The sequence below is a fragment of the Kribbella sp. NPDC026611 genome, from assembly GCF_040638345.1.
Taxonomy (GTDB): Bacteria; Actinomycetota; Actinomycetes; order Propionibacteriales; family Kribbellaceae; genus Kribbella.
This window is the reverse complement of the sequence record NZ_JBEZYC010000008.1, coordinates 335,555-359,793: the sequence shown is the minus strand read 5'-3', so window position 1 is coordinate 359,793 and position 24,239 is coordinate 335,555. Positions and strand designations below refer to the sequence as shown.

Here is a 24,239-nt window from a genome sequence, read left to right as displayed (position 1 = left end):
AGTTGGTCGGTCAGCCAGCCCATGAAGACGAGGAGAGGGCGCTCGAGAAGGAGGCGGGTGAGCTCTGGGGACCACGCCTGTACGACGTGATCGTCTGCGGCCAGCGGCCCGGTGCGGCCGTCCGCGGTCCGGGCGGGCTGGAGCTCTTCGACATCAACACGCCGTACGGGCTGGACGACGCGCGGACCGCCGACACCATCGTCGTACCGGGTGGGGACGAGGTGAGCGACCCGCCGGCCGAGGTGGTCGAGCTGCTCCAGGATGCACACCAGCGGGGCGTCCGGATCGCCTCGATCTGCGGCGGCTCGCTGGTGCTGGCCGAGGCCGGCCTGCTCGACGGGCTGGTCGCGACAACGCACTGGACGAGCGCCCGCGTTCTCGCCGACCGCTACCCCAACGTCACCGTCGACCCGAACGTGCTCTTCGTCGACTCCGGCGACGTACTGACCTCAGCCGGTGCCGCGACCGGTCTCGACCTCTGCATGCACATGGTCCGGCAGGACTTCGGTTCCGCCGTCGCCGCCGAGGTCGCGCGCCACATCGTGCTGCCGCCTCTGCGCGACGGCGGCCAGGCGCAGTTCATCGTGCATCCCGACCCCGGCCCGGAGTGCGGCTCGCTGGAAGCCACCATGCGCTGGATCCGCGACCACCTGGGCGATCCGATCACCCTCGCCGACATGGCCGCGCACGCCGCCGTCAGCCCGCGCACTCTGAACCGCAAGTTCCGCGAACAGACCGGCACCACTCCCCTGCAATGGCTGCTGCGCCAACGCCTGCACCACGCCCAGGAGCTGCTCGAGACGACCACGATGCCGATCGAGGAGATCGCCCATCACTGCGGATTCGGTACGTCGATCAACATGCGACAGCACTTCGGTCGCCAGCTCCAGACGTCCCCGAACGGCTATCGCCGCGCGTTTCAGACTGGCCGGGTCAGCTGAGTCCGTTGCGATGGGCAACGGCGGCGGCCTCGGTGCGGGTGGTGACCTGGAGTTTGCGGAGGATGCGGGCGACGTGGGTGGCGACCGTGTTCGGGGAGACGAAGAGCTCGCGGGCGATCTGGGCGTTGGAGAGGCCGCGGGCGAGGGTGCGGAGGACGACGAGCTCGCGGTCGGTCAGACCGAGATCAGGCTCCTCGGCCTCGGCACTGGTTGCCTCGAGCCCCGCCCGCGCAGCCAGGTCGTTGATCTCGGCAAGCAAAGGCGCCGCGGCGAGTCGAGTACCAAGCGCGCGAGCCTCGTCCAGCCGGCGGCGCGCGCCGGGCTTGTTGTTGTTGCGTAGAGCAACATTTGCCGAACCCACGAGAGTGGCCGCCACCTGGTACGTGTCCTTGACCTCGCGCCAGGCCCGCACCGCCGCATCCCACGCCGGCAAGGTCCCCGCCGCGAAGGCGTCGCCGGTTCGCAGTACGGCGGTCACGACCGGCCAGTGCGATGCCTCCGGCAACATCCGCCGTACGTCGACCGACCGGGCCGGGACCTGTCGCCGGCGCCCGGACCGCTCGCGTTCGAGCTCGAGCGCGGCCAGGTACACCGTGGCGACCGAACGCGGATCGAGCCCGTCCCGGTCGCCCAGCTCGGCCAGGGCATCCGCGAGCAGCTTGTCGGCCGCCGGTACGTCGCCCCGCCCGACCTCAAGCGCCACCGCGATCGGCAGCCGTTGGAGCGCCAACTCGCTCCCGGCTCCGGCCGGTGGCGTGATCATCTGCGCAAGCTGACCGGCCGCCTCGTCGTACTGCCCACGCCGGACGTGGACCTCCGCGATCCCGAAGCGCAGCGCCGCGTCGTACCAGGGCGACGGCCCGTCCGCGAGCGCGCCGTACGCGACGTCGAGCGCCTCGTCCCACTCACCGAGCCGGATCAGCGCCAGCGAGCGGTTCTGCGCGAGCATCGTCCCGCGGGCTCGCGCGCGACCCCACCGCTCAGCCTGCTGCTGAGCCTGTTCGAGCAGTACGACGGCCTCGGCCGGCTCGCCCGCATCCGTCAAGGTCTGGCCCTCCCACTGCAGGGAGGTCAGGTAGGTGTGGTGGTCGCGCACCGCCTCCGCCGACCGGCGAGCCTCCAGCAGGTACTTGCGAGCCGGCTCAGGTCCACTGCGGTGCAGGCTGATGCCGCCGAGGATGAGCTGCGCGTCGGCCAGCGCTTGGCGGTCGTCGAGGCGCTCCGCCAGGGCCAGAGCGTCGTGTGCGTGCTGGGCCATGTCAGGCGCCGGAGCAGTGACGAACTCGGTGAAGGCAAGTGCCGACAGCACCCGGCTGCGCAGGACGGTCTCCTCCGGGACGAGGTCGACAGCTCGGAGCAGGTCGTCCGTGCCGGTGCCGTCGATTCGGCAGCGCAGAAGGCCGCGGACGCGCAGGAGGGCGGCGACGCGATGGGGTTCGGCGGCCGGGTCGATCGCGGCGAGTGCAGCGGTGGCGTGATCGACGCCTGCCTGGGAGCGGCCGGTGGCGAAGGATGCCTCGGCGGCGAGCTCCTGGACCTTGGCGCGTTCCACCTCGATCAGGCCATCGGTCCAGAGCTCGAGGACGCGGTCCAGCATGTTGAGTTGCTCGTCGTACGCGTACTGGCGCTCGGCTCGGTCCGCCGCTCGCCACGCCGCCACCAGCGCCTTGGCCGGTTCACCGGCGACCATCCAGTGCCGGGCCAGCGCAGCGGACGCGTCAGGGTCGGGCTCGATCGCTTCGGCGTACCGCTTGTGCAGCTCGCGCCGCTCACCGGGCAGGAGGTCGTTGTAGACGGCCTCGCGAATCAGGTCGTGCCGGATCACGTACTGCGAGCCCACGACGGAGATCTGCTGGCGGCCGGCCAGTTCGCGGATCGCGACGTCCACGGACTCGTCCGAGACCTTCGCGAGCAGGTCGTCCGCGACGGTGCCGCCGGCGACCGCGATGGTGGTGAGGACCTGGCGCGCGGACGGGGACAGGTCGGCGACGCGGTTCAGCAGGAGCGTGGTGAGGCCGTCGGCGGACGCCGTACCGGAGGCGAACAGAGCCTCGACGAAGAGCGGATTGCCGGTGCTCCGGCGGTAGATCTCGCTGCTCGCGACAGGATCCGGCTGACGGCCGTCGATGGCTGCGAGGAGAGCGGTGACGTCCTGTCTGCCGAGTGGCTCCAGCTCGAGTGCGACCACCTCCGGGCGCCGGCCAAGCTCGGACAGGAGCTGCCGAGTCGGGTGCCCGGCTGGGAGCTCGCCGGTACGCACGGTCGCGACCAGCAGTACGGCGGAACTCGCGAGGTTGCGGACCAGGTAGACGAACAGCTCGCGGCTGGACGCGTCCGCCCAGTGCAGGTCCTCGATCACCAGCACCAGCGGGCGCTCCTCAGCGGCCCGGGTGAGCAGGCCGAGGACCTCGCCGAAGAGACGGACCTGACCGCCGGCACCTTCCGGAAACGACAGCTCGGGCAGCCAGCCGGCGAGGGCCGACCCACCGGCCGGGAGCGCGTCGAGCAGGCGGTCGCGACCCCATTCGCGCAGCAGGTTGCGCAGGATCGCCAGGAACGGGACCCACGGCGTACCGTCCGCGCCGAGCTCGAGGCAACCGCCGGTCAGCACCAGAGGATCGCCCTCGAGCGCCGCGACCGCGGCCTGGGTGAGGCGTGACTTGCCGATGCCGGCCTCGCCCGAGATCAGCACGGTGCCCGATCGCCCAGCGCGTGCCTGCGCGTACGCCGCGTGCACGGCCGCGAGCTCGGTCCGCCGGTTGACCAGCACTGGACTGACAACGGCCCGCATACCGGCCATCCTCGCATCTCCCGGGTCCCCGACCCCCGGCAAGCTCGCCGGGTGCAGATCGTGCGGAGCCGGGTGGGATGTCGTTCGATCTGGTGACGACCGGGAGCGGCATCGACGGCGAGGGTGGAGGTACCTCGACGCGAAGGAGACACCGAAATGAGCAACAGGACCGTGGTCGGCAACATCACCCTCTCGCTGGACGGCAAGGTGAACGGGCCGGGCGGCGACTACGACATGGGCTGGATCGCGCCGCACGCCATGACGCGGGGCTCGCTCCAGCACATGAGCCGGGTGACCTCGACGGCCACGACCGCCCTGCTCGGGCGGAAGAACTACGAGGGCTTCGGCGGCTACTGGCCGACCGTGGCCGACGACGAGAACGCGCCGGTGGAGTGCCGCGAGTTCTCCACCTGGCTGAGCCAGGTGGAGAAGGTCGTGTTCTCGACCACGCTGGAGGAGGCTGCCTGGGAGAACAGCCGGCTCGCGTCCACGGACCCGGTCGCGACGGTCAAGGAGCTGCGGCAGGAGCAGGGCGGCGACATCATCGTGCTTGCCAGTTCGAGCGTGATCCGCGCGCTGCTCGCGGCCGGTGAGCTCGACCGCCTGTCGGTCACGCTGTGCCCGGAGCTCGTCTCTGGCGGCGTCCCGCTGTTCGACGAGACGGTCGCGGCGACGTCGTGGACGCTCACGCACTCTGCACCGACCGAGAGCGGCGCCCTCTGCCTGCTGTACGACCGCAAGTAGGTCAGAGGACGCCGAGCAGCGACTCCACGGCCGGGACACGGTCGCGCCAAGGAGTGTCCTTCATCGACCAGAACGCCTCGGTGACGCCGAGGGCCTCCAGCTGCTGGAGGTCCTCGGCGATCTGCTCCGGAGAGCCCGCGAGCGGCAGGCGGTCGCCGGAGAGCGGCTGGGGCGTGATCTCCTCGTTCACGCGGATGACGATCGGCTGTACGTCGGGATCGTGGCTCGCGCCGGCCGCCGCGTTCTTGAAGGTGGTGATCATCGACTTGAGGTCGTCGAGCGGGGCGGTGTTGAGGTTGATCCCGACGCCCGCGCGGCCGGCCCGCTCGAGCCCGGCCGGGGACGCCGTCCCGACGACGATCGGCGGGCCGCCGACCTGGACCGGCTTCGGGTTGACGTCGGACTCGGCGATCTCGTAGAACCGCCCGGAGAACGACACCGGGTCCTCGGCCCAGACCGCGCGCAGCGCTTCGAGGTACTCGCTGAAGCCGGCCCCGCGGCGCTTCATCGGTACGCCGACCGTCTCGAACTCCTCCTTCATCCACGCCTGTCCGAGCCCGACCACGACCCGGCCGCCGCTCAGCTGGTCCAGCGTCGCGAACCGGCGTCCGAGGATCGCCGGCGCGTGGAAGAGGGCGTTGACGATGCTCGTGCCGAGCCGAACGCGGCTGGTGCGAGCGGCGACGAACGCGAGGGTCTCGAGCGGGGTGTACGCCGACTTGTAGAAGTCGGGCAGCGGGAACGACGGCCCGCCGGGTGCGTACTGGACCTCGGCGGTCGGTCGCAGGATGCGTTCGTACGTCCAGACGCTGTCCAGCCCGATCCGCTCCGCACGTTCGGCCGTCTCCACGATGGCCTCGGTCCCGGCGTCGTCGCCGTACGTCGGTAGCGCGATCCCCAGCAGCATGTCGTTCCCCTCCGGTTGCGGACTCGTCACGTCCATCATGGTCATGCAGCTGGGTCAGTGGTGCACGACCCCCGCGGTGGCTTCGATCACGTTGGAAAGGGTGACTCCGGGAGCTAGCTCGATCAGCTCGAAGGCACCTTCATTGACGTCGAGGACGGCCAGGTCGGTGATCACGCGGTGGACGACGCGGCGGCCCGTCAGCGGGAGGGTGCAGGTCTCGACGAGCTTGGGTTCGCCGGTGCGGGTACGGTGCTCCATCAGGACGACGACGCGGCGCGCGCCGCTGACCAGGTCCATCGCGCCCCCCATGCCCTTGACCATCGCGCCGGGGACGAGCCAGTTCGCGAGATCGCCGGACGCCGAGACCTGCATGCCGCCGAGGATCGCGACGTCGATGTGACCGCCGCGGATCATCGCGAAGCTGGTCGCGGAGTCGAAGTACGACGCTCCGGGGACGACGGTCACGGTCTGCTTGCCGGCGTCGACCAGGTCCGGGTCGACCTCGTCGTCGTACGGGAACGGGCCGACGCCGAGGATGCCGTTCTCGGCCTGCAGCATGACGGACGAGCCGGGCGGGAGGTGGTTGGGGACGAGCGTGGGCAGGCCGATGCCGAGGTTCACGTACTCGCCGTCGTGCAGTTCCTTGGCGGCTCGGGCCGCCATTTCGTCGCGGGTCCAGGCCATCTCAGGCCTGCTCGCGGGTTCTGGTGGTGCGCTTTTCAATGCCTTTGCGAATGGCTTGTTCTGGGGTCAGCTGTACGACGCGTTGGACGAAGACGCCGGGGAGGTGGATGGCGTCGGGTTCGAGTACGCCGGTGTCGACGACCTGCTCGGCTTCGACGATGGTGAGGCGGCCGGCCATGGCTGCGATCGGGTTGAAGTTGCGGGCGGCGGCGTGGAAGACGCAGTTGCCGGCGCGATCTGCCACGGCGGCGCGGACCAGGGCGACGTCGGTCACGATCGCTTCTTCGAGGACCATGTCGCGGCCTTGGATCGTGCGGACTTCCTTGGGCGGGGACTCGACGGCGACGGTTCCGTCGGGGGCGTAGCGCCAGGGCAGACCGCCTTCGGCCACGAGGGTGCCGACACCGGTAGGGGTGAAGAACGCGCCGATCCCGGCGCCGCCTGCTCGTAGTCGTTCGGCGAGGGTGCCTTGGGGGGTGAGCTCGACGGTCAGTTCGCCGGCCAGGTACTGACGGGCGAACTCCTTGTTCTCGCCGACGTACGACGCGATCACGCGGCTGATCCGGCCTTGCTCGAGGAGCAGCCCGAGGCCGGCACCGTCCACGCCGCAGTTGTTGGAGACGATGGTCAGGTCGTTGGCGCCTTGCTCGAGCAACGCTTCGATCAGGAACCACGGGATGCCGGCAAGGCCGAACCCACCGACCGCCAGGCTGGTCCCGTTGGGGATGTCGGCGACGGCTTCGGCGGAACTCGGCACGACCTTGTCGACACTCATCCGACGATCACCGGACGGCCTCGAAGACGGCGGCAATGCCTTGGCCGCCACCTATGCAGATGGCTTCCAGGGCGTAGCGGGCTTCGCGGCGGTGGAGTTCGTGGGCGAGGGTGGTAAGGATGCGTGCTCCGGTGGCGCCGAGCGGATGGCCCAGGGAGATGCCGGAGCCGTTGGGGTTGAGGCGGTCGTCGGTGGGGTTGAGTTTCCATTCGCGGAGGACGGCCAGAACCTGTGCGGCGAAGGCTTCGTTGAGCTCGATCAGGTCCAGGTCGTCGAGGGTGAGGTCGGCGCGGGCGAGGGCGGCGGCTGTTGCGCCGACCGGCCCTAGGCCCATCACCTCGGGCGCGACACCGGCTACTGCCCAGGAGCGGAGAGCCAGGAGCGGGCGGAGGCCGCGGCGGTCGGCTTCGGCTCGGGTGGTGACTATGCAGACTGCGGCACCGTCGTTCTGGCCGCTGGCGTTGCCTGCGGTGACGGTCGCCTCGGGGTCGTCCTCGAGCATGATCGGGCGGAGGGCGGCGAGGCTTTCGAGCGTGGTGTCGGGGCGCGGGTGCTCGTCGGCGGTGACCAGCGTCGTCGTACCGCGGCGGCCGGGGACCTCCAGCGGGATGAGCTCGTCGGCGAAACGGCCCTCGGCCTGGGCGGCTACTGCGCGCTGGTGGGACAGCAGGGCGAGTTGGTCCTGTTCTGCGCGGGAGATCTGATAGTCCCGTCGCAGATTTTCTGCGGTCTCGATCGTCCCGCCCGGGACGGGATGGTCTTTCCCTCCGGCCGTCTGGCGGGCACGGATCAGGCGGTCCTCGAGTTGCACGCTGCCGCGGACGCCGGTGCGGAGACCGAGCGCGTAGTGCTCGACCTGCGACATCGACTCGGTGCCTCCGGCAACGACAAGTCGGGCAGCGCCGGTCGCGACCATGCCGGCGGCGTACAGCACCGCCTGCAGGCCGGAGCCGCAGCGGCGGTCGACCTGGACGCCGGGGACACCGATGCCGAGGCCCGCGTTCAGCGCGGCGATGCGGCCGATCGCGGGCGCCTCGGCGTTCGGGTAGCACTGGCCGAGGATGACGTCGTCGATATCACCTTCGCCGAGGCCGGTACGCCGTACCAGCTCGGTCAGGGCCGCGGTGGCGAGGTCCGCTGCCGAGAGCGCCGACAGCGCGCCGCCGAACCGGCCGACCGGCGTACGGATCGGCGCACAGATCACCACATCGCTCATGCCCTCGACGGTAGGCCGCGGGAACCGATATGGAGAAATACTCATATACGCCGAATCAAGACTCTGCGAGTATCAATCCCATGGAGCTGCGCCACCTGCGGTACTTCGTCGCCGTCGCCGAGGAGCGGCACTTCGGCCGTGCGGCCGCCTGCCTGCACATGGCCCAACCCCCGCTGTCGCAGCAGATTCGACAACTGGAGAGCGAGCTCGGACTTCAGCTCCTTCGCCGGACGACGCGACGGGTCGAGCTCACGCCGGCCGGCGAGGCCTACCTCGTGCGGGCGCGGCAGATCGTCGCCGCGGTCTCGTCGGCGGCGGGCGAAGCGCAGCGGGTCGCGGCTGGGTTGCAAGGACGGTTGGTGATCGGGTGCGTGGGGTCGGCGACGTACAGCCTGTTGCCGCAGCTCGTGCGGACGTTGCGCGAGGAGCTGCCCGATGTCGAGGTGTCGGTGCAGGGCGAGATGCTCGCCCCCGCACAGGTCGAGGCGCTGCTGGACGGGCGGATCGACCTCGGTCTGCTCCGGCCGCCGGTGGACGAGGAGGCGCTGAGCCTCGACGTACTGCGCGCCGATCGCCTGATCGTCGCCGTACCGGACGCGCATCGGCTGGCTGCACGGAAGCGGATCCGGCTGACCGAGCTGGCCGACGAGGACTTCGTCATCCACGCCGGCGGCGGCCGCTCGGTCATGCACGACACCGTCCTCGCCCGCTGCCGAGCAGCTGGATTCGAACCCTGCGTCCGCCACGAGGTCGCCGAGACGTCCACCCTCGTCACGTTTGTCGCGGCCGGCCTGGGGATCGCGATCGTTCCGGCGCCGGTCGCCGAACTGCTGGTTCCAGGCGTCGCCTACCGCGCCCTCACCGGCCAAGCCTCAGTCGAACTGGCAGCCGCAACCCGAGCCGACGACGAGGCCCCACACCTGCGCCGCGCCCTGGCAGTCGCGAAAATCCTCGTCACTCCGCCGGCTAAGCGTCCCTCGAAGATCTGAGGGTCAGCACGACCTCGTTGCGGTGAATGGTGAGGTTGCCGCCGGCCGCTTCGGCGCACCTTCTCGCAATGTCGAGGCCGAGGCCGGTGGAGCCGCGATCGCTGCGCCCGCGTTCGCCGGCGCCAAGGGGGATACCGGGACCGGTGTCGGCGACGGAGATGCGCACGCCGTTGTCCTGGCGGGTGAGGGTGATGTGGGCTGGGGTGCCGTCGGGGGTGTGGGCTACGACGTTTTCCACCAGGGCGTCGAGGGCTGCGGCGAGGTCTTCGGCGGAGGAGCGGACCATCGCGGGTGGTTGCGGGAGGTCGAGGGTGAGTTCGCGGCCCTGGTCCTCGAAGAGGGGCTCCCAGAAGGCGGCTCGGGCTCTCGTCACTTCGACGGCGTCGCTGTGCGGGACGCGGCCCTCGCGCTGCGGTCTGCGGGCGGCACTGATGACCGAGGTGAGGGCGCGTTCGAGGGTGTTGACCTGGGTGTTGAGCTCCTCGGCGCTCTCCCGGTCGGGGAGCGCTTCGACCTGGAGGCGGAGCGCGGTGAGCGGGGTCCGGAGGCGGTGCGAGAGGTCGGCGACGGCTTCGCGTTCGACGGCGATCACCTCGTCGATGCGGTCGGCGAGATCGTTGAGTGCGGCCCCTACTTTCGCGACCTCGGCCGGGCCGGTGGTCGGGGCTCGGGCGTCGACGTCGCCCTTGGCGAGGCGTTCCGCAGTACTCGCCGTTTCCTCCAACGGGCGTGCGAGTCGGCGCGACACCAGCTCTGCTCCGAGGATGCTCAGGAGGAGTACCAGGAGGGAGCCGCCGACGAGGATCAGGAGCCTGGGGGTGAGGCCGTCGTACAGCTCGTCGGCGGTCAGGTACAGGCAGACGGACGCCGGGCCGTTCGGCGTGTCCACGCCGACGTCGACAGCTGTGCCGCCGTCGACGTCGCGGTAGTCGGCGTCACCGACCTTCGGCGGTCCTTTGTGCTCGTCGCCGTCGTCGTCGCCGTAGTCCGCGGGCATCGTCTTGGGTTGCGGTACGCCGCCGGGCGGCGGGTTGCCGAGGGTAGATCCGTCCGGCATCCGGACGGAGATCCGGCCGGACACGTTCGCGAGGCCGTCGATGTAGGCGTTGATGTCGTCGGCGGTGTGGTCCTTGTCGCCCACGTAGTACGCGACGCTCTCGGCCTGGTATCGGGCCTTGTCCTTCGCCTCGTTGGCCGTCGTACTGCGGAGCAGCAGGATCAGGGGTATGGCGAACGCGAGCACGACCAGCGTGGTCATGCCGACGGACAGCAGGAGGATGCGGCGGCGCACTCAGGTCTCCGAGAGCTTCACGCCGACGCCGCGGACGCTGTGCAGGAAGCGTGGCTGAGCGGCGGTCTCGCCGAGCTTTCGCCGGAGCCAGGAGAGGTGTACGTCGACAGTCCGGTCGCCGCCGCCCCACGGGAGTCCCCAGACCTCGGCGAGCAGTTCGCGCTTGGTGATCACGGTCCCGGGCCTTCTCGAGAGCGCCAGCAGGAGGTCGAACTCCTTGCGCGTCAGCTCGACCGGCCGCCCGTCGACCGTCACCTCGCGGCTGCGCGGGTCGATCTTCAACGCGCCGACCTCGACCGTCGACTCACCTTGCTGGTCCTGCCCGAGCCGCCGCAGTACGGCGCGGATCCGCGCGTCCATCTGGGCGGCGCTGAACGGTTTGATCACGTAGTCGTCCGCGCCGGCATCCAGCAGTCGCACCACGCTCGCGTCGTCGTCGCGCGCGGTCGCGACGATCACCGGGACCTCACTGACGGCCCTGACCATCGCGAGCACGTCTTTGCCGTCGAGATCCGGCAGTCCCAGATCCAGCAGCAGTACCTCGGGCTTGTCGCGGGCCACGGCGGCGATTCCCTCGGCACCGGTGGCCACGGTCGCGACGACATGCCCAGCGGTCGTCAGGGACTTCCCCAACGACAACCTGATCGCATCGTCGTCCTCGACGAGCAGTACCCGCGCCATGCCATCGAGCCTAACTTCACCACCGTCAAGAAACCCTCAAGCGGCAGTTAACGCACTGGTGGTTCAGGTAGTGGCAGGGGTCCGGGGTGGTTTGAGGCCGTTGGTCCGGAGCTCGAGGGTGGCCAGCTTGGCGATGATGTCGCGGTCGCCGTCGCGCCAGGCGGTGACCGGGTCGGAGGAGATCTTGGCGAGCTTGTGCATCGGCTGGTTGGCCATCGCGCGCAGTGCGAACAGATCCAGGTCAGCCGCGTTGTCGATGAACTTCTGCACCGCCGTCGCCCGCCGCGCGAACCGGATCCGTGGCGGCAACCAGATCAGCAACGCGAACAGAATCGGCAACCCGATCGCCACGCCCGCCAGCACATAAGCGAGCTGCTCGACCGCATGCGCCTGATCCCGCCCCGCCTGCGCCAACTTCCCCGCCGCACTCGCAGCCCCGTCAACCGGCGCCCGCAGCTGGTCGCCCACCACCGGCACCTTCCCGATCGGCTCGGACAACTTCCGCAGGTCCCCTTGCAACCCGTCCCCCGCCTCAGCCGCCTTCCGCCCCGGCGCCCCCAACGCATTCGTCACCCGAAACACCAGCAACCCGAGCTCGACACACAACCACCCCCACCCCACCACCACCAAATCCCCCACCACCTGCCAAAACCGCCGCACCCCAATCTCGGAGTAAACCTTCACAACACAACTCCTTAGAGGCGGTAGGTAGGAGGATGTTGCCTGGGCTCAGGATCCCAAACACCTGAGGCCCAAGCAGTGAGGTACCCGCTTCCGAAGTCTCGCAAGCGTGGCCAGTACTCGTCGGGTTCAGCCAGGTCCGGACGCGTTTCGATCTGCAGCTGATCCAGCAGGTCGTCCAGCGTCCTGCTGACCCGATGCGCTTCAACCATCAACACTTGATCGGGTAGCGAAGCCGAAGCATCCTCGAGCTCGACGAGTACGGACGTCATGTCCAGCAACGCACTCCACGACGGCCGGTAGCGCGGGAGGGCTCCGACGAAATCGTGAAGCGCGGCCGGCCGAGCGACGGAGTAGTAATAACGGTTGGCGCGTGAACGCCGCCGTAGGAGTCCGGCCTTCTCGAGTAGGTCGCACTCGCGGACAACATTGGCCTTTCCGTAACCGGCCCATTCGGCGATGCCCGCGGTCGAAGCGAGCGTAGGTCCCGAAAGGAAGTAGCGGAGGATCTCGGTCCTGGCGCCGACGCCGAAGACTGCCCTCATGCGCAACCATGCACGCGACGGCTGTTCCATCGTGAGCAATGCGGAGCGACCGGTTGTTTCGTACGCGATCGCTTCCGTTGCATCCGGCCAGCGCGCGGCCGAATGCTCGTTGACCGTCGCCGCGAACCAGCCCCAGGCGTCCAGGACGTCACTCGACCGTCCGCGGAGCAGCACGCGCAGCCGCGCGCGCGACACATATCGCCAGTAGTGGATACACCAGTCAAGCACTTCGTCGCGGAGCCGTGGATTGGCATCCGCGACCTGTGCTGTCCGAACGATCAGCGGCTCCGGGTCGATCGCCCAATTCTGGTGCGTCCGTCCCCAACCTGAGACTCCCAGCTCAGCCCACGCGCCCCAGAGCAAATCGCTCTCCAACTCACGGAGCGAGGTTGGCCACTCAGTCGAGGGTGACATCCTCGGCATCCAATCCAAGTTGGGCCAAGACGCTTGTCAGGTTGAGCAAGAAGCCTTCCGATGCATCCTGGGTCCTGGTCCAGCGTGCAGCAGCCAGAAGAACTTCCTGGTTCGGCGCCAACGCACGCAGGTCGGACAGATGCTTACTCTCGTGTGGCCCGAAGCGGTCGACGGCCGCGTAGAGCTTGAAGCAGACCAGGTCGAACCGGCCGACCAGATGGACCTCGAGCGCTCCGTAGTTCCGGACGTCGACCCGAGCCTCATACCCCGCCGGCAGGCCGAAATCGAACAGCCCGGCCGGCTCGTTGTTCATCCAGCGTTCTGAGAGGCCTAGCGCAGCACCCACGTCCCGGACCGCGGCCTCCAGCGAGGCAGGGATGTGGTCAGCCTTGACGTAGTAATTGTCGCGGGCAAGGCCAATGACATCGACGTCAGCGGTTGGCCGCTTGACAACCCCCAGGAGCAGCAGGCTGCTACCGCCGGCCACCAGGATCCGACTCTGCAGACGACGGCTCTGGAGAACGGCGCCGAGCGTGCTCAACGCCCGCTCAAGCTCCTCCAGTGCGAACACTCGACTAGATTACCGAGGCAAATCGAGTATGTAAAGTAGTCGAAACGCCTATCTTGATCGTCCGGAACCGCCTTGGATCGCCATCAGACAGACGAAGCCGAAGAGGGAACGTGGGTGGGGCAGGGTAGTCGCCCTCACCTCCTTGTCCGACGCCAAGTAGCCGGTCCGCGCGAGCTACCACGCCGGCTTCCCTCCACGCGCTGAGATCTCCGGAACAAAAATGCCACCTGGTGGCACTTAATCTCCGAAGATCACCCGTGCCCTCCAGGCTGAGTCGAACCACCGCAGCCCGTCACCAGCAGTACGGCGAGTGGTGCGCCAGCCCGGGGTATTCACCCGCGAGCGCCAGCTCGCAACCCGCCAGCGGTAGCTGGCAGCATGCCGGCGGTAGCCGGAGGGTGGGTGGGAGCGGGCGTAGTGGTCGCGTAGGAGGAGCGGAGCGACGACAGAGCGGCCGCGGAGCACGCGTGGGTGGGCTTACCAGCACCTACAGGGTTGAGCGGAGGTTCCAGAGGAGGGGGTAGTAGCGGAGGTCTAGGCGGCTGCGGAGGTAGGTGGCGCCGGAGGAGCCGCCGGTGCCGGGTTTGGTGCCGATCATTCGTTCGACCATGACTACGTGGCGGGCTCGCCAGGCGGCGGCCAGTTCGTCGTGTTGGAGGAGGGCTTCGGAGAGTTCCCAGATTGCCGCGTACTGCGACCGGTCGCCGGCCACCTTCCGGAGGGCGTGCCGTACGGCGTCCTCGGTGTCGGTGTCGAAGCCGGCCTTGCGGAGGACCTCGAGGTACGCGTCCCAGAGGGTGGGTTCGTCCAGCCGGCGGTGCAGGCGGTCGGTTTCCGCGGTGGTGAGGCCGCGGAAGCGGCGTACGAAGGACGGGTCCTTCGCCCCGGACAGGAACTCGATCTCGCGGAACTGGACCGACTGGAAGCCGGAGGCCGGCGACAACCGGTGCCGGAACTCGCCGAAGTCCTGCGGCGTCATCGTCTCCAGGATGTCGACCTGCTGCGTCAGCGTCCGCTCGATCGTGTGCACCCGGCGGAGCAGGTGCTCGGCCAGCCACAGCTCACCGGACAGCATCGCGTCCCGCGAGGCGGTCAGCTCGTGCAGGACCTGCTTGAACCACAGCTCGTACACCTGGTGGATCGTGATGAACAGCAGCTCGTCGTGCGCCGGCGGTGAGGACTCGAGCCGCTGCTGGTCCAGTAGTTCGCCCAGCCGCAGGTAGCTGCCGTATGTCAGCCGCCCGCCCTCCTCACCGAAGTGGACGTCGGCTCCGCCCCACTGTCCCGCGACCCCGTCACCAGTGCTCATGACACGGAGACTAACCGACCTGTTCGTGACTGGTCAGCGATTGGATCGTTGCACCTGGAGTACGCCGAGTTGAGGAGTTGCATGTCCGCCACGGTCGAGACGCCGATCATCCCCGGTCCGATTCAAGGGCCGACCAGGGAAGAGCCGTTGATCGAGGCGTTGCTGCTGGACGACTACCGCGCGCTGGTCCACCTCGCCTACCTGATCCTCCCGCCTGCGATCAGCCGGGCGCGGCGGGTGGCGGCGGCGCATGCCGTCGTGCAGGGTGCGGTCCCGCCGGGTCTCGCCGTACCGGCGATCGAGCCGCGTGAGGTCCTGCGCCGGCGGGTCGTCGCGCTGGCGACCCGGCGGGCGGCGGAGCGCACGATCCTCGAGCGGGTCGGCAGTGTGTTCGCGCCGAAGGACGACCTCGGGTTCGACCCGTGCGCGCTGACCGTCGATCGTACGACGCTCCGCCGCCGCAGCCGGCGCGGCGCCCGAGTCGCCACCGCCACCGCCCTCGCGGTCGCCGCAGCACTCCTCCTCGCCCTCCTGACCTGACCACCGGGCCCGGCCACGTTCACCCTGTCAAAGCCTTGACGTGATGTGGCCGTCCACCTACCTTCGGTGACACCCCACTCTTCCTACCGCCCCAGGGAGAACTCTCATGCTCGTTGGAATCGTTTCCAGTATCGTCTTGCTCACCACCCTCACCCCCCTCGGAGCACCAGCACCGGCCCAGCCGTCCGGCACCCCGGGAGACACCATGGAGCCGCAAGCAACGATCTGCAACAAGTACTGCGACGCCCGCGACCCCGCCCTCTCCCCCGGCGACCGTGTCCCGGTCTCCACCACCCTCTTCGGCCGCACGTTCAACCTGCACTTCGACGACACCGACGCGATGGGCTGGGCCTCGATCGAGAACGGTGACCCCGGCGACCAGGTCTGGCTGGACCGTTCGATGAACGGCGGCCGCACCTGGGAAGGCATGCTCGGCATCACAGCGATCCCGAGCGGCCAACGCGGCTGGCGCACGCAGATGTTCAACGTCGACGACTGGAACAACCTCGGCGTCGGCGCGCTCCGCGTCTGCGGCAAGGCCGGCAACCGCGCCGACATCGCCTGCTCCCCCTGGGCCCGGACGAGGTGGAACGCCTGGGATCGCCGTACGGCGGCCGCGACCGCGCTGATGCAGGACTACAACCTCTCCACCGGACTGTTCGACACGACCGGCTGGTGGAACTCGGCCAACGCCCTCAACGCGATCATCGACAACATCCGCGTCAGCGGCATGCACAGCTACGAGTACGCGATCGGCCGCACCTACGACCTCAACCTGACCAAGGCCGAAGGACAGTTCCGCAACGACTACATCGACGACACCGGTTGGTGGGGCCTCGCGTGGGTCGCGGCGTACGACCTGACCGGCGACGCGCGGTACCTGCAGACCGCCCGCGCCGACGCCGACCACATGGCGGCGTACTGGGACAACTCCTGCGGCGGCGGGGTGTGGTGGAGCGAGGCGAAGACGTACAAGAACGCGATCACCAACGAGCTCTACATCCACCTCAGCGCCGCGCTGCACAACCGGATCGCGGGCGACACCACCTACCTGCAGCGCGCGGTCGACGGCTGGAACTGGTTCCAGCAGACCGGGATGATCAACAGCGCCAAGCTCATCAACGACGGTCTCGACAGCGCCTGCAGGAACAACGGCCAGACCACCTGGACCTACAACCAGGGGGTCGTCCTGGCCGCCCTCACCGAGTTGTCCAAGGCAACCAACAACTCGGCGTACCTCACCACTGCCCGCCAGCTCGCCGACGCGTCGACCACGGCCGCCGCGATCCACACCGCCGACGGCATCCTCCGCGAGCCCTGCGAGACCGGCGACTGCGGCGGTGACGGCCCGTCCTTCAAGGGCATCTACGCCCGCGGCCTCGGCAAGCTCAACGCCGCGCTCCCGGACCACCCCTACACGCCGTACCTCCAGCGTCAGGCAGACCGCGCGTACGCCGCCGACCGTACTCCGCTGGACCACTACGGCCTGCGCTGGTCCGGCCCGGTCGACCAGCTCGATGCCGCCCGCCAGCACTCCGCCCTCGACCTCCTGAACGCCGTGTGAGGCTTTGGTGACCGAGCAGTAATGCCATGATGGGCGGCATGGAGCTGAAGCTGTCGGCGTCGTACGACGCCTCCCCCGAGGAAGTGTTCGCGATCGTAACGGACACCACCTTCCGCGAGCAGGCCTGCGCGAAGACCAAAGCGCTGTCGTACGACGTGCAGGTGAGCGAGTCCGGTGGCAACACGGTCGTCCGGGTCAAGCGCGAGATGGCGGCCACCGACATCCCGGACATGGCGCGGAAGTTCGTCGGCCAGACGCTGACCGTGGTGCAGACCGAGACCTGGCGCCCGGCCGCTGCCGACGGCTCGCGGACCGCGGACGTGACCGGCGAGATCAGCAACACCCCGGTCACGCTCAAGGGCAAGGCGAGCATCGGCGCGCAGGGCGGCAAGACGGTCCAGGCGATCGACCTGGACGTGAAGGTCGCGGTCCCGCTGATCGGCAAGAAGCTGGAGCCGTTCGTGGTCGACGCGATCCGCTCCGGCCTGCAGAAGGAGCACGACCTCGGCCGCGAGTGGACGCACTGAGAGTGTCGCTACGCTGACGAACTCGCCTCCGGTGGCAACCTGATGAGAAGAGTTGCTCCGGAGGTGAGCCAGTCATGCGAAAGAAGCGTGCGCGGACCGCGCCGGCCGACGCGGACTCGCAGTACTGCGTGTTCTGCGCGACGGTGATGCCGTTCGAACGGATCGAGGCCGCGGATCACCTGGTCGACGAACCCGACGAGTGGATCTGCGTGCAGTGCGGCTCCGCCCTGCTCGTCGATCCACCCGCACAGGAACTGCACCGCACCGCCTAGAGCGGCGGGCCGAACGCGCACACCACCGGGAGGGCGTGCGCGGGGTCGAGCGCGTTGGCGACCAGCTGCGCCACCGTCGGGTCGAACGCCAGACCGACGTGACCGACCGGGTCGAGCGGGCAGCTGTCCTGGACGTACTCGTTCCGGACGCCCGGCTCGCGGATGAACGACGTCTCGTGCGGCGTGACGAGCGCGTCGAACCGGGACGCGATCACCGTGTACTTCACTCCGGGCTGCGCGATCGGGCCGTTGATCACCTGGGCGACGGCAGACCCGCCGACGATCAGCTCGTCGCACGCCTGGCAGCCGAACTGGTTCAGCACCTGGTCGACCAGCGGACCGAGTCCGAGGTAGTCACCCACGCTGACGAGCCCGCCGAACGTCGTACCGTGCGTCGGCGGCGCGAGCGCGACCACCTTGCCAACCTGACCGGCGTACCCGCGGACCTTCGGGCCGTAGATGCTCTGGAACGCACCCTCGGAGTGGCCGACGAGGTCGACCTTCGCGGCGCCGGTCGCCTGCCGGACGCGCTGCACGAAGGCCTGGATCTCGGCCGACGACTGGCTGATCGAGACGGTGCCGCCGACCGGGATCGCCGGGGTCGCCTGGCCGTAGGTGAGGGTGAAGGCGCAGTACCCCTTGGCGGCTAGGAACGGTCCGAGGTACGAGTAGTTGCCGGGGCCGTTCCCGCCGAGGCCGTGTAACAGGACCAGCGGGTCGGGATGGGCGGTGGAGGGCTTGCAGGACCAGTTGTCGACGCCGGACGACGGTACGGCGGTGGCGGCTGGTGCCGTGACGACGGTGGCGACCAGGGCGGCGGCCACCACGGCCGGGGCGATTCGGCGGAACAGGTTGCGCATGAGAGACTCCCCGTGACGAGTGGATCACGGAAAGTGCAGCACGATCTCCGGTTACAAACAAGAGGTCGTGTTCGAAACAAGTTCCCTCGGTTACGGATTCGGTACACGGGGTAACGTCCAGCGCATGAGTAGGACCATACGGGGACTCGACGCCGGCCAGCGCCGCGCCGAACGCCGCGAGCAGCTGCTGGACGCGGCGCTCCGGCTGTTCGCCGCGCACGGCTATCTCGGCACATCGATCGAGCAGATCTGCAGTACGGCGTACATCGGGACGAAGAGCTTCTACGAGCTGTTCGCCAGCCGCGAGGAGTGCTACGTCGCGCTCCTCGCCCGGACCTCCGAGCGGCTCCAGGAGCGGATGGTCGCGGCCGCCCGGGACGCACCCGGCAACGAGCGCGAGGCGGCGCCGCGGCTGCTGGCGACGTTCGTGCACGCGCTCGTCGACGATCCGCGGATCACCAACGTGACGTTCGGGATGGCGGCCGGGATCTCGGCGGCGGTGGAGCGGCAACGCCGTACCAACCGGCGCTGGGCCGCGGGCTTCCTGACCAGCCTCTGGGACCGGTTCGACGGTGAACCGACCGCCGACCAGCGCGCGGTCCGCCACAGCGTGGCGATCGGGCTGGTCGGCGGCATGTTCGACCTGATCTCGGACTGGCTGCTCGAGGCCGAGCTCAGCAACGAACGCCAGGTCGAGGCCCTGATCGACGACCTGACGACCTTCTACATCACCGTCCGCAGAGGTCTGGCTCGTTGAATTAACCCTGGTGCGGGTAGCGGTAGTCGGTCGGGGGCGCGAAGGTCTCCTTCATCGAACGCGGGGACGCCCAACGGATCAGGTTCCACATGGAGCCGGCCTTGTCGTTCGTGCCGGACGCCCGCGCCCCGCCGAACGGCTGCTGCCCGACGACCGCGCCGGTCGGCTTGTCGTTGACGTAGAAGTTCCCGGCCGCGAACCGCAGGTAGTCGGCGGCCTCGGCGATCGCGTGCCGGTCCTGAGCGATCACCGCACCGGTCAGACCGTACGGCGCCGAGTGCTCCATCCCCTGCATCACCGAGGCGTAGTCCGCGTCGTCGTACACGTGCACGCCGAGGATCGGCCCGAAGTACTCCGTCGTGAAGATCTCGTCGGTCGGGTCGTCCGAGACCAGCAGCGTCGGGCGGACGAAGTACCCCTCGCTGTCGTCGTAGGTGCCACCGGCAACGACCTCGATGGCGTCGGTGGACCGGGCCCGGTCGAGCGCCGCCTTGTGCTTGGCGAACGCGCGGTCGTCGATCACCGCGCCGAGGAAGTTCGACAGGTCGGTGACGTCACCCATGGTCAGCGACTCGGTCTCGGCGACGAGGTCGTCGCGGATCCGGTCCCAGACCGAGCGGGCGACGTACGCGCGGGACGCGGCCGAGCACTTCTGGCCCTGGTACTCGAACGCGCCGCGGACCATCGCGGTCTTCAGTACCGCCGGGTCGGCCGACGGGTGCGCCAGGATGAAGTCCTTGCCGCCGGTCTCGCCGACCAGCCGCGGGTAGGTCTTGTACCCCGCGATGTTCGTGCCGACCGTCCCCCACAGCGACTGGAACGTCTTGGTGGAGCCGGTGAAGTGGATACCGGCCAGGTCCGGGTGGGTCAGCGCGGCCTTGCTGACCTCGATGCCGTCGCCGGTGACCAGGTTGATCACGCCGGCCGGCAGGCCCGCGGCCTCGAACAGCCGCATCGTCCAGTGCGCCGCGAACTGCTGCGTCGGCGACGGCTTCCAGACGACGGTGTTGCCCATCAGCGCGGGCGCGGTCGGCAGGTTGCCGGCGATCGCAGTGAAGTTGAACGGGGTGATCGCGTAGACGAAGCCCTCGAGTGGCCGGTAGTCGACCCGGTTCCAGATGCCCGGCGACGAGATCGGCTGGTCGCTGACGATCTGCCGCGCGAACGCGACGTTGAACCGGAGGAAGTCGATCAGCTCGCAGGCTGCGTCGATCTCGGCCTGCTGGATCGTCTTCGACTGTCCGAGCATGGTGGCCGCGTTCAGGGTGTCGCGCCACGGGCCGGCCAGCAGGTCGGCGGCCTTCAGGAAGATCGCGGCCCGGTCGTCGAAGGACAGCGAGCGCCAGGCCGGCGCCGCCGCGAGCGCCGCGTCGACGGCCGCCTGACCGTCCGCCTCGGTCGCGTTGCCGAGAGTGCCGAGCACGTGCGCGTGCTTGTGCGGCTGCACCACCTCGATCGTCGCGCCGCCGCCGAGCTTCTGCTCGCCACCGATCGTGCAGGTCAGGTCGATCGCTCCGGCCGCGGTCAGCTCCTTGAGCTTCGCCTCCAGACTCGTACGCTCGACCGAACCCGGGGCGTACCCCTTGACCGGCTCGTTCGCGGGCGTGGGGACAGCGGTGACGGCATCCATGGGTGCGGTGCTCCTCGATCGACGTGACTGGTTCGCAGCGTCTTTCATGGTGCCATGTCCAACTCCAGACCACGAACCTGACAGGTCCGGTGCGATCGCGGTCACAGAGTGCTGCTGTTAAGGCCGCCAGGGCATGTGTTGGAGCGCCCAGGTGTTGCCGTCCGGGTCCGCGAACCAGGCGTAGAAGACGCCACCGAGGTCTTCGGTTCCGCTGACCTCGACGCCGCGGCCGATCAGCTCCTGGCGCGCGGCCTCGATGTCCTTCACCACCAGGTGCAGCCCGCGCTGGGAGCCGGGCTCCATCGCCATCTGCACCAACCCGGTGGTGAGGCTGATCGAGCAGTAGGAGCCCGGCGGCGTCAGCTGCACGATCCGAACGCCTTCGGCCGGGCTCACGTCGACGTCGCAGACGAAGCCTGCCTGGTAGGTGTAGAAGGCCTTGGCCCGGTCGATGTCGCTGACCGGGACCGGGATCAGCTCGAGCAGGTAGGACCCCGGCGTCACCGGCGGGTGCGCCGGGTCGACCGGGATCTCCGAGCTGTCCGCGGGGATGTCGGTCCGCTCGCTCATGCGGACTTCTTCGCGGCCTTCTTGGCAGTCTTCTTCGCCGGAGCCTTCTTGGCGGCGGCCGCCTTCTTGGCCGGAGCCTTCTTGGCCGCGGCCGCCTTCTTCGCGGGAGCCTTCTTGGCCGTCTCGGCGTCTCCGGACCCGCCACCCGCACGCCGGGCCTTGGCTGCCTCGACCGAGGCACGCAGCGCGGCGACCAGGTCGACGACCTCGGCGCCCTCCGTCTCCTCCTCGTCGGACTCGGGCAGCGGCACACCCTCGGCCTTGGCCATCACGACCTTCTCCAGCGCCTCGCGGTAGTCGTCGTGGTACTGGTCCGGATCGAACTCACCGCGCAGCGTGTCGATGTACGACGACGCCATCGCCTTCTCCTGGGACCGGATCTCCACGTCCTCCGGTGGCGCCGCGAACGACTTGTCCCGGATCTCGTCCGGCCACAGCATCACCTGCAGCACGAGGACGTCGTCGACGGTCCGCAGCAGGCCAAGGCTCTCCCGCGACCGCAGCGCGACCTTCACCAGGGCATACAGCTCGGAGCCGTCGAGGGCGTCGCGAAGCAGTACGTACGGCTTGGCGCCCGGTCCGCCGTCGGCGGCCAGGTAGTACGACTTGCCGAGGTAGAGCGGGTCGACCTGGTCGGCCGGCACGAACTCGAGCACGTCGATGACCTTCTTGCTGGACAGCGGCAGGTCGGCGAAGTCGTCCGACTCCAGCACCACCATCCGTCCGTCCGGCATCTCGTACCCCTTGCCGATGTCGGAGTACGGCACCTCTTCACCGTCGATCGAGCAGACCCGCTTGTACTTGATCCGCCCACCGTCGGCGACATGCACCTGACGGAACGAGATGTCCTTCTCCTCGGTCGCGGAGAACACCTTGATCGGGATCGTCACCATCCCGAACGAGATGGCACCCTTCCAGATCGCCTGCATCGCCATCAGCTCCCGTCAGTTCGACCCTTGGGCCTCTGCCGATCCCTCTGCCGATCCGTTGCGCCCTCGCGGCCCCTCCGCCGCGAGCAGATCGGGGATCTCCTGTGTCGCGTACCACATCAGGTCTTCACCCTCGCACGAATCGAGGGCGAAGAGCGCGTCGTCGTCGCCGTTCTGCGCCGCCTCCCACTGGTCCGCGGCCTTGCCGATCACCGTGGTCGCCTGCGGGGCGTCCAGGTGGACCGACGCCACCGACCGCCACGGGATCACCACGTGCAGCTCCAGCCGGGCGTCACCCAGCTCCATCGAGCCATCGGCCGGCGGTACTGCGCTCACCTCGGCGGCGATCACCACTCGCCGCCGGGAGGTCTCCGGGTCCGCGGCCAGCAGCCCGACCGAGGCGCGGGCGGCCTGTGCCATCGCGGCGTACTCGAGCTCCTCGTCGTCGCCCTCGGCGTACCACTCGCGGAGCGCGGGCGTCACGGCGTACGCCGTCAGCGGCGCCGGGCCGAGCTCGGCGGCGTTGCACGCGGCGCTCAGCAGCCGCAGGGTGGATGGGATGTAGACCCTCATGAGCCCGCCTTCTTGGTGGTACTGCGGGGCTTCTTCCGGCCCCGGGAGGCCCGGTTCCGGCTGCCCTTGGTGGTGTCCAGCAGCTCGTCCAGCGCGTCGGTGACGCACTGGGCGAAGACGGCCAGGTCCGGCATCGCCGTCCGGTCGGCGTTCAGCCCGTAGTAGACCTTGCCGTCGTACGACGTGACGCCGACGGACAGGCCCTGACCGGGCATCAACGGGACCACCGGGAACGACGCCAGCATCGGAGCGCCCTGGGCGTAGAGCGGGAACTGCGGACCGGGCACGTTGGTGATCACCACGTCGTCGATCGGCCGGACCGTGGCGGTCGCGACCCGGGCGGCCAGCGCGTGCAGCGTGGTCGGGGCGAAGCCGGCGATCCCGACCAGCGACCGGGCGCTGACGGCGCGGCCGGTGTCCTTGTACACCTTGGTCTGGTACGAGATCTGGTGCAGGCGCATGACCGGGGAGTTCTCCCCCACCGGGAGCGTCACGGTCGAGGCGATCACCCGGGAACCGAGCGAGGTCGGCTCGTCGTCATCGTCGTCGCGGATGCTGACCGGGACCACGGCGCGGACGCTGCGGGTCGGGCCGACGCCTTCGCCGCGGGTCATCATCCAGGCCCGGAACGCGCCCGCGACCACGGCCAGGATGACGTCGTTGACGGTGCCGCCGTGGGCCGCGCGGATGGTCCGGTAGTCCTCGAGGTCGGTCTGCACAGTCGTGAACCGGCGCTGGCCGGACGTCTTCACGTGCAGTGAGCTCTCCTGTGCGTGCCGCTGCGCCGCCAGCGAACCGACCACGCCGCCGAGCACCTCGCGGACCGAGGTCGAGCCGGTCAGGCTGGCCAGCTCGGCGCGGGCCAGCTCCAGGACGGCGGTCGGATGCCGGCTCGCGTCCGAGAGCACGCCGATGAGCAGCTCCAGCGCGGACGGCGGGTGGTCGGGCTGCCAGGTGTCGGTGGGGGTCTCGTTGGGGTGCGCGGTCGAGTCCAGGACGACCTGGCCGATGTCGACCGTGCTGTTGCCGTCGACAAGCGCCTGGTGGGACTTCGAGATGATCGCGAACCGGTCACCTTGGAGGCCCTCGACCAGGTACATCTCCCAGAGCGGGCGGGCGCGGTCGAGCCGGCGGGACATGATCCGGGCGACCAACTCGAGCAGCTGCGCGTGCGTCCCCGGCCGCGGGAGCGCCGAGCGGCGGACGTGGAAGGTGATGTCGAACTCTTCGTCGTCCACCCAGACCGGTCCGGCGAACCGGCCGGGCACCTGCTGCACCCGCTGCCGGTACTTCGGCACGAACGCGATCCGGTCCCGGATCAGCGCGACCAGGCTCTCGTAGTCGAACCCCTCGTCACCGTGCACCGGCGGCTCGAAGATGTCGACCGTCCCGACGTGCATCGGGGTGGCCGGCGACTCAGCCTTCAGGAAGGTGAGGTCCAGCGACGTCAGCCGGTCGGGCATCCGGGTCACCTTCCT

General features: G+C 69.3%; 25 protein-coding genes. 8 read left to right on the top strand and 17 right to left on the bottom strand.

Annotated features, from left to right (window positions below):
- Window positions 1–2: 2 nt before the first annotated feature.
- A complete protein-coding gene (locus tag AB0E69_RS31065) occupies window positions 3–941 on the top strand; it encodes a helix-turn-helix domain-containing protein (protein ID WP_360154099.1) in 939 nt (312 codons plus the stop codon).
- Here AB0E69_RS31065 and AB0E69_RS31060 read toward each other — a convergent pair.
- Window positions 934–3,732 carry an AAA family ATPase gene (locus AB0E69_RS31060; protein WP_360154096.1) on the bottom strand — a complete coding sequence of 933 codons (2,799 nt, stop codon included), beginning with the start codon at window positions 3,730–3,732 and terminating at the stop codon, window positions 934–936. The two genes, AB0E69_RS31065 and AB0E69_RS31060, sit on opposite strands and share 8 nt — an antisense overlap.
- A gap of 156 nt (window positions 3,733–3,888) precedes the next feature.
- Between AB0E69_RS31060 and AB0E69_RS31055 the strand changes: the two genes are divergently transcribed.
- Entirely contained in the window at window positions 3,889–4,476 is a 588-nt protein-coding gene (locus tag AB0E69_RS31055) for a dihydrofolate reductase family protein (protein ID WP_360154093.1), read from the top strand.
- 1 nt (window position 4,477) lies between these two features.
- Here AB0E69_RS31055 and AB0E69_RS31050 read toward each other — a convergent pair whose 3' ends face one another.
- Genes AB0E69_RS31050 through AB0E69_RS31035 form a run of 4 tightly spaced genes read right to left on the bottom strand, consistent with a single transcriptional unit; the run spans window position 4,478 to window position 8,058 of the window.
- Window positions 4,478–5,413 carry a TIGR03619 family F420-dependent LLM class oxidoreductase gene (locus AB0E69_RS31050; RefSeq protein ID WP_360154090.1) on the bottom strand — a complete coding sequence of 312 codons (936 nt, stop codon included), beginning with the start codon at window positions 5,411–5,413 and terminating at the stop codon, window positions 4,478–4,480.
- 24 nt (window positions 5,414–5,437) lie between these two features.
- Window positions 5,438–6,067 carry a CoA transferase subunit B gene (locus tag AB0E69_RS31045; RefSeq protein ID WP_360154087.1) on the bottom strand — a complete coding sequence of 210 codons (630 nt, stop codon included), beginning with the start codon at window positions 6,065–6,067 and terminating at the stop codon, window positions 5,438–5,440.
- A gap of 1 nt (window position 6,068) precedes the next feature.
- On the bottom strand, window positions 6,069–6,842 hold the full coding sequence (locus AB0E69_RS31040; protein ID WP_360154084.1) for a CoA transferase subunit A: 774 nt from the start codon (window positions 6,840–6,842) through the stop codon (window positions 6,069–6,071).
- A 7-nt stretch (window positions 6,843–6,849) separates the two neighbouring features.
- A complete protein-coding gene (locus AB0E69_RS31035) occupies window positions 6,850–8,058 on the bottom strand; it encodes an acetyl-CoA C-acetyltransferase (protein WP_360154081.1) in 1,209 nt (402 codons plus the stop codon).
- 80 nt (window positions 8,059–8,138) lie between these two features.
- On the opposite strand from AB0E69_RS31035, the gene AB0E69_RS31030 reads away from it, so the two are divergent.
- Complete coding sequence (locus AB0E69_RS31030) at window positions 8,139–9,047, top strand: LysR family transcriptional regulator (RefSeq protein WP_360154078.1); 909 nt, start codon at window positions 8,139–8,141, stop codon at window positions 9,045–9,047.
- Here AB0E69_RS31030 and AB0E69_RS31025 read toward each other — a convergent pair.
- The 6 genes from AB0E69_RS31025 to AB0E69_RS31000 form a co-directional block, all read right to left on the bottom strand.
- Window positions 9,025–10,338, bottom strand: coding sequence for a HAMP domain-containing sensor histidine kinase (locus tag AB0E69_RS31025; protein ID WP_360154075.1), 1,314 nt, complete (start codon window positions 10,336–10,338; stop codon window positions 9,025–9,027). The genes AB0E69_RS31030 and AB0E69_RS31025 overlap by 23 nt on opposite strands.
- Complete coding sequence (locus AB0E69_RS31020) at window positions 10,339–11,019, bottom strand: response regulator transcription factor (protein WP_360154072.1); 681 nt, start codon at window positions 11,017–11,019, stop codon at window positions 10,339–10,341.
- A 63-nt stretch (window positions 11,020–11,082) separates the two neighbouring features.
- Window positions 11,083–11,703, bottom strand: a complete 621-nt coding sequence (locus tag AB0E69_RS31015; RefSeq protein WP_360154070.1) for a hypothetical protein — start codon at window positions 11,701–11,703, stop codon at window positions 11,083–11,085.
- 11 nt (window positions 11,704–11,714) lie between these two features.
- Window positions 11,715–12,608: a hypothetical protein gene (locus AB0E69_RS31010; protein WP_360154067.1), complete on the bottom strand. Its 894-nt coding sequence runs from the start codon at window positions 12,606–12,608 to the stop codon at window positions 11,715–11,717.
- A gap of 34 nt (window positions 12,609–12,642) precedes the next feature.
- Window positions 12,643–13,230, bottom strand: a complete 588-nt coding sequence (locus tag AB0E69_RS31005; RefSeq protein ID WP_360154064.1) for a DUF6036 family nucleotidyltransferase — start codon at window positions 13,228–13,230, stop codon at window positions 12,643–12,645.
- A 487-nt stretch (window positions 13,231–13,717) separates the two neighbouring features.
- Window positions 13,718–14,539: a tryptophan 2,3-dioxygenase family protein gene (locus tag AB0E69_RS31000; RefSeq protein ID WP_360154061.1), complete on the bottom strand. Its 822-nt coding sequence runs from the start codon at window positions 14,537–14,539 to the stop codon at window positions 13,718–13,720.
- A gap of 81 nt (window positions 14,540–14,620) precedes the next feature.
- On the opposite strand from AB0E69_RS31000, the gene AB0E69_RS30995 reads away from it, so the two are divergent.
- The 4 genes from AB0E69_RS30995 (at window position 14,621) to AB0E69_RS30980 (ending at window position 17,442) form a co-directional block, all read left to right on the top strand.
- A complete protein-coding gene (locus tag AB0E69_RS30995) occupies window positions 14,621–15,079 on the top strand; it encodes a hypothetical protein (RefSeq protein ID WP_360154058.1) in 459 nt (152 codons plus the stop codon).
- A 205-nt stretch (window positions 15,080–15,284) separates the two neighbouring features.
- On the top strand, window positions 15,285–16,643 hold the full coding sequence (locus AB0E69_RS30990) for a glycoside hydrolase family 76 protein (protein WP_360154055.1): 1,359 nt from the start codon (window positions 15,285–15,287) through the stop codon (window positions 16,641–16,643).
- A gap of 38 nt (window positions 16,644–16,681) precedes the next feature.
- Window positions 16,682–17,170 (top strand): DUF2505 domain-containing protein, encoded by a 489-nt coding sequence (locus tag AB0E69_RS30985; RefSeq protein WP_360154052.1) that lies wholly within the window; start codon window positions 16,682–16,684, stop codon window positions 17,168–17,170.
- Between the two features lie 74 nt (window positions 17,171–17,244).
- Complete coding sequence (locus AB0E69_RS30980) at window positions 17,245–17,442, top strand: hypothetical protein (protein ID WP_360154049.1); 198 nt, start codon at window positions 17,245–17,247, stop codon at window positions 17,440–17,442.
- On the opposite strand, the gene AB0E69_RS30975 is transcribed toward AB0E69_RS30980, so the two are convergent.
- Window positions 17,439–18,302, bottom strand: coding sequence for an alpha/beta fold hydrolase (locus AB0E69_RS30975; protein WP_360154046.1), 864 nt, complete (start codon window positions 18,300–18,302; stop codon window positions 17,439–17,441). The genes AB0E69_RS30980 and AB0E69_RS30975 overlap by 4 nt on opposite strands.
- Before the next feature lie 124 nt (window positions 18,303–18,426).
- Between AB0E69_RS30975 and AB0E69_RS30970 the strand changes: the two genes are divergently transcribed.
- Window positions 18,427–19,059, top strand: coding sequence for a TetR/AcrR family transcriptional regulator (locus tag AB0E69_RS30970; protein ID WP_360154043.1), 633 nt, complete (start codon window positions 18,427–18,429; stop codon window positions 19,057–19,059).
- Window position 19,060: 1 nt separating this feature from the next.
- Here AB0E69_RS30970 and pruA read toward each other — a convergent pair whose 3' ends face one another.
- From pruA to AB0E69_RS30945, 5 genes are all read right to left on the bottom strand, one after another.
- Window positions 19,061–20,689, bottom strand: coding sequence for an L-glutamate gamma-semialdehyde dehydrogenase (pruA, locus tag AB0E69_RS30965; RefSeq protein ID WP_360154040.1), 1,629 nt, complete (start codon window positions 20,687–20,689; stop codon window positions 19,061–19,063).
- A gap of 117 nt (window positions 20,690–20,806) precedes the next feature.
- Entirely contained in the window at window positions 20,807–21,259 is a 453-nt protein-coding gene (locus AB0E69_RS30960) for a VOC family protein (protein WP_360154037.1), read from the bottom strand.
- Window positions 21,256–22,188: a Ku protein gene (locus tag AB0E69_RS30955; protein WP_360154034.1), complete on the bottom strand. Its 933-nt coding sequence runs from the start codon at window positions 22,186–22,188 to the stop codon at window positions 21,256–21,258. The genes AB0E69_RS30960 and AB0E69_RS30955 overlap by 4 nt, the downstream gene beginning before the upstream one ends.
- A gap of 15 nt (window positions 22,189–22,203) precedes the next feature.
- Window positions 22,204–22,761, bottom strand: a complete 558-nt coding sequence (locus AB0E69_RS30950) for a hypothetical protein (RefSeq protein WP_360154031.1) — start codon at window positions 22,759–22,761, stop codon at window positions 22,204–22,206.
- Window positions 22,758–24,224, bottom strand: coding sequence for a wax ester/triacylglycerol synthase family O-acyltransferase (locus AB0E69_RS30945; RefSeq protein WP_360154028.1), 1,467 nt, complete (start codon window positions 24,222–24,224; stop codon window positions 22,758–22,760). Before AB0E69_RS30945 ends, AB0E69_RS30950 begins: the two co-directional genes overlap by 4 nt.
- Between the last annotated feature and the right edge of the window lie 15 nt (window positions 24,225–24,239).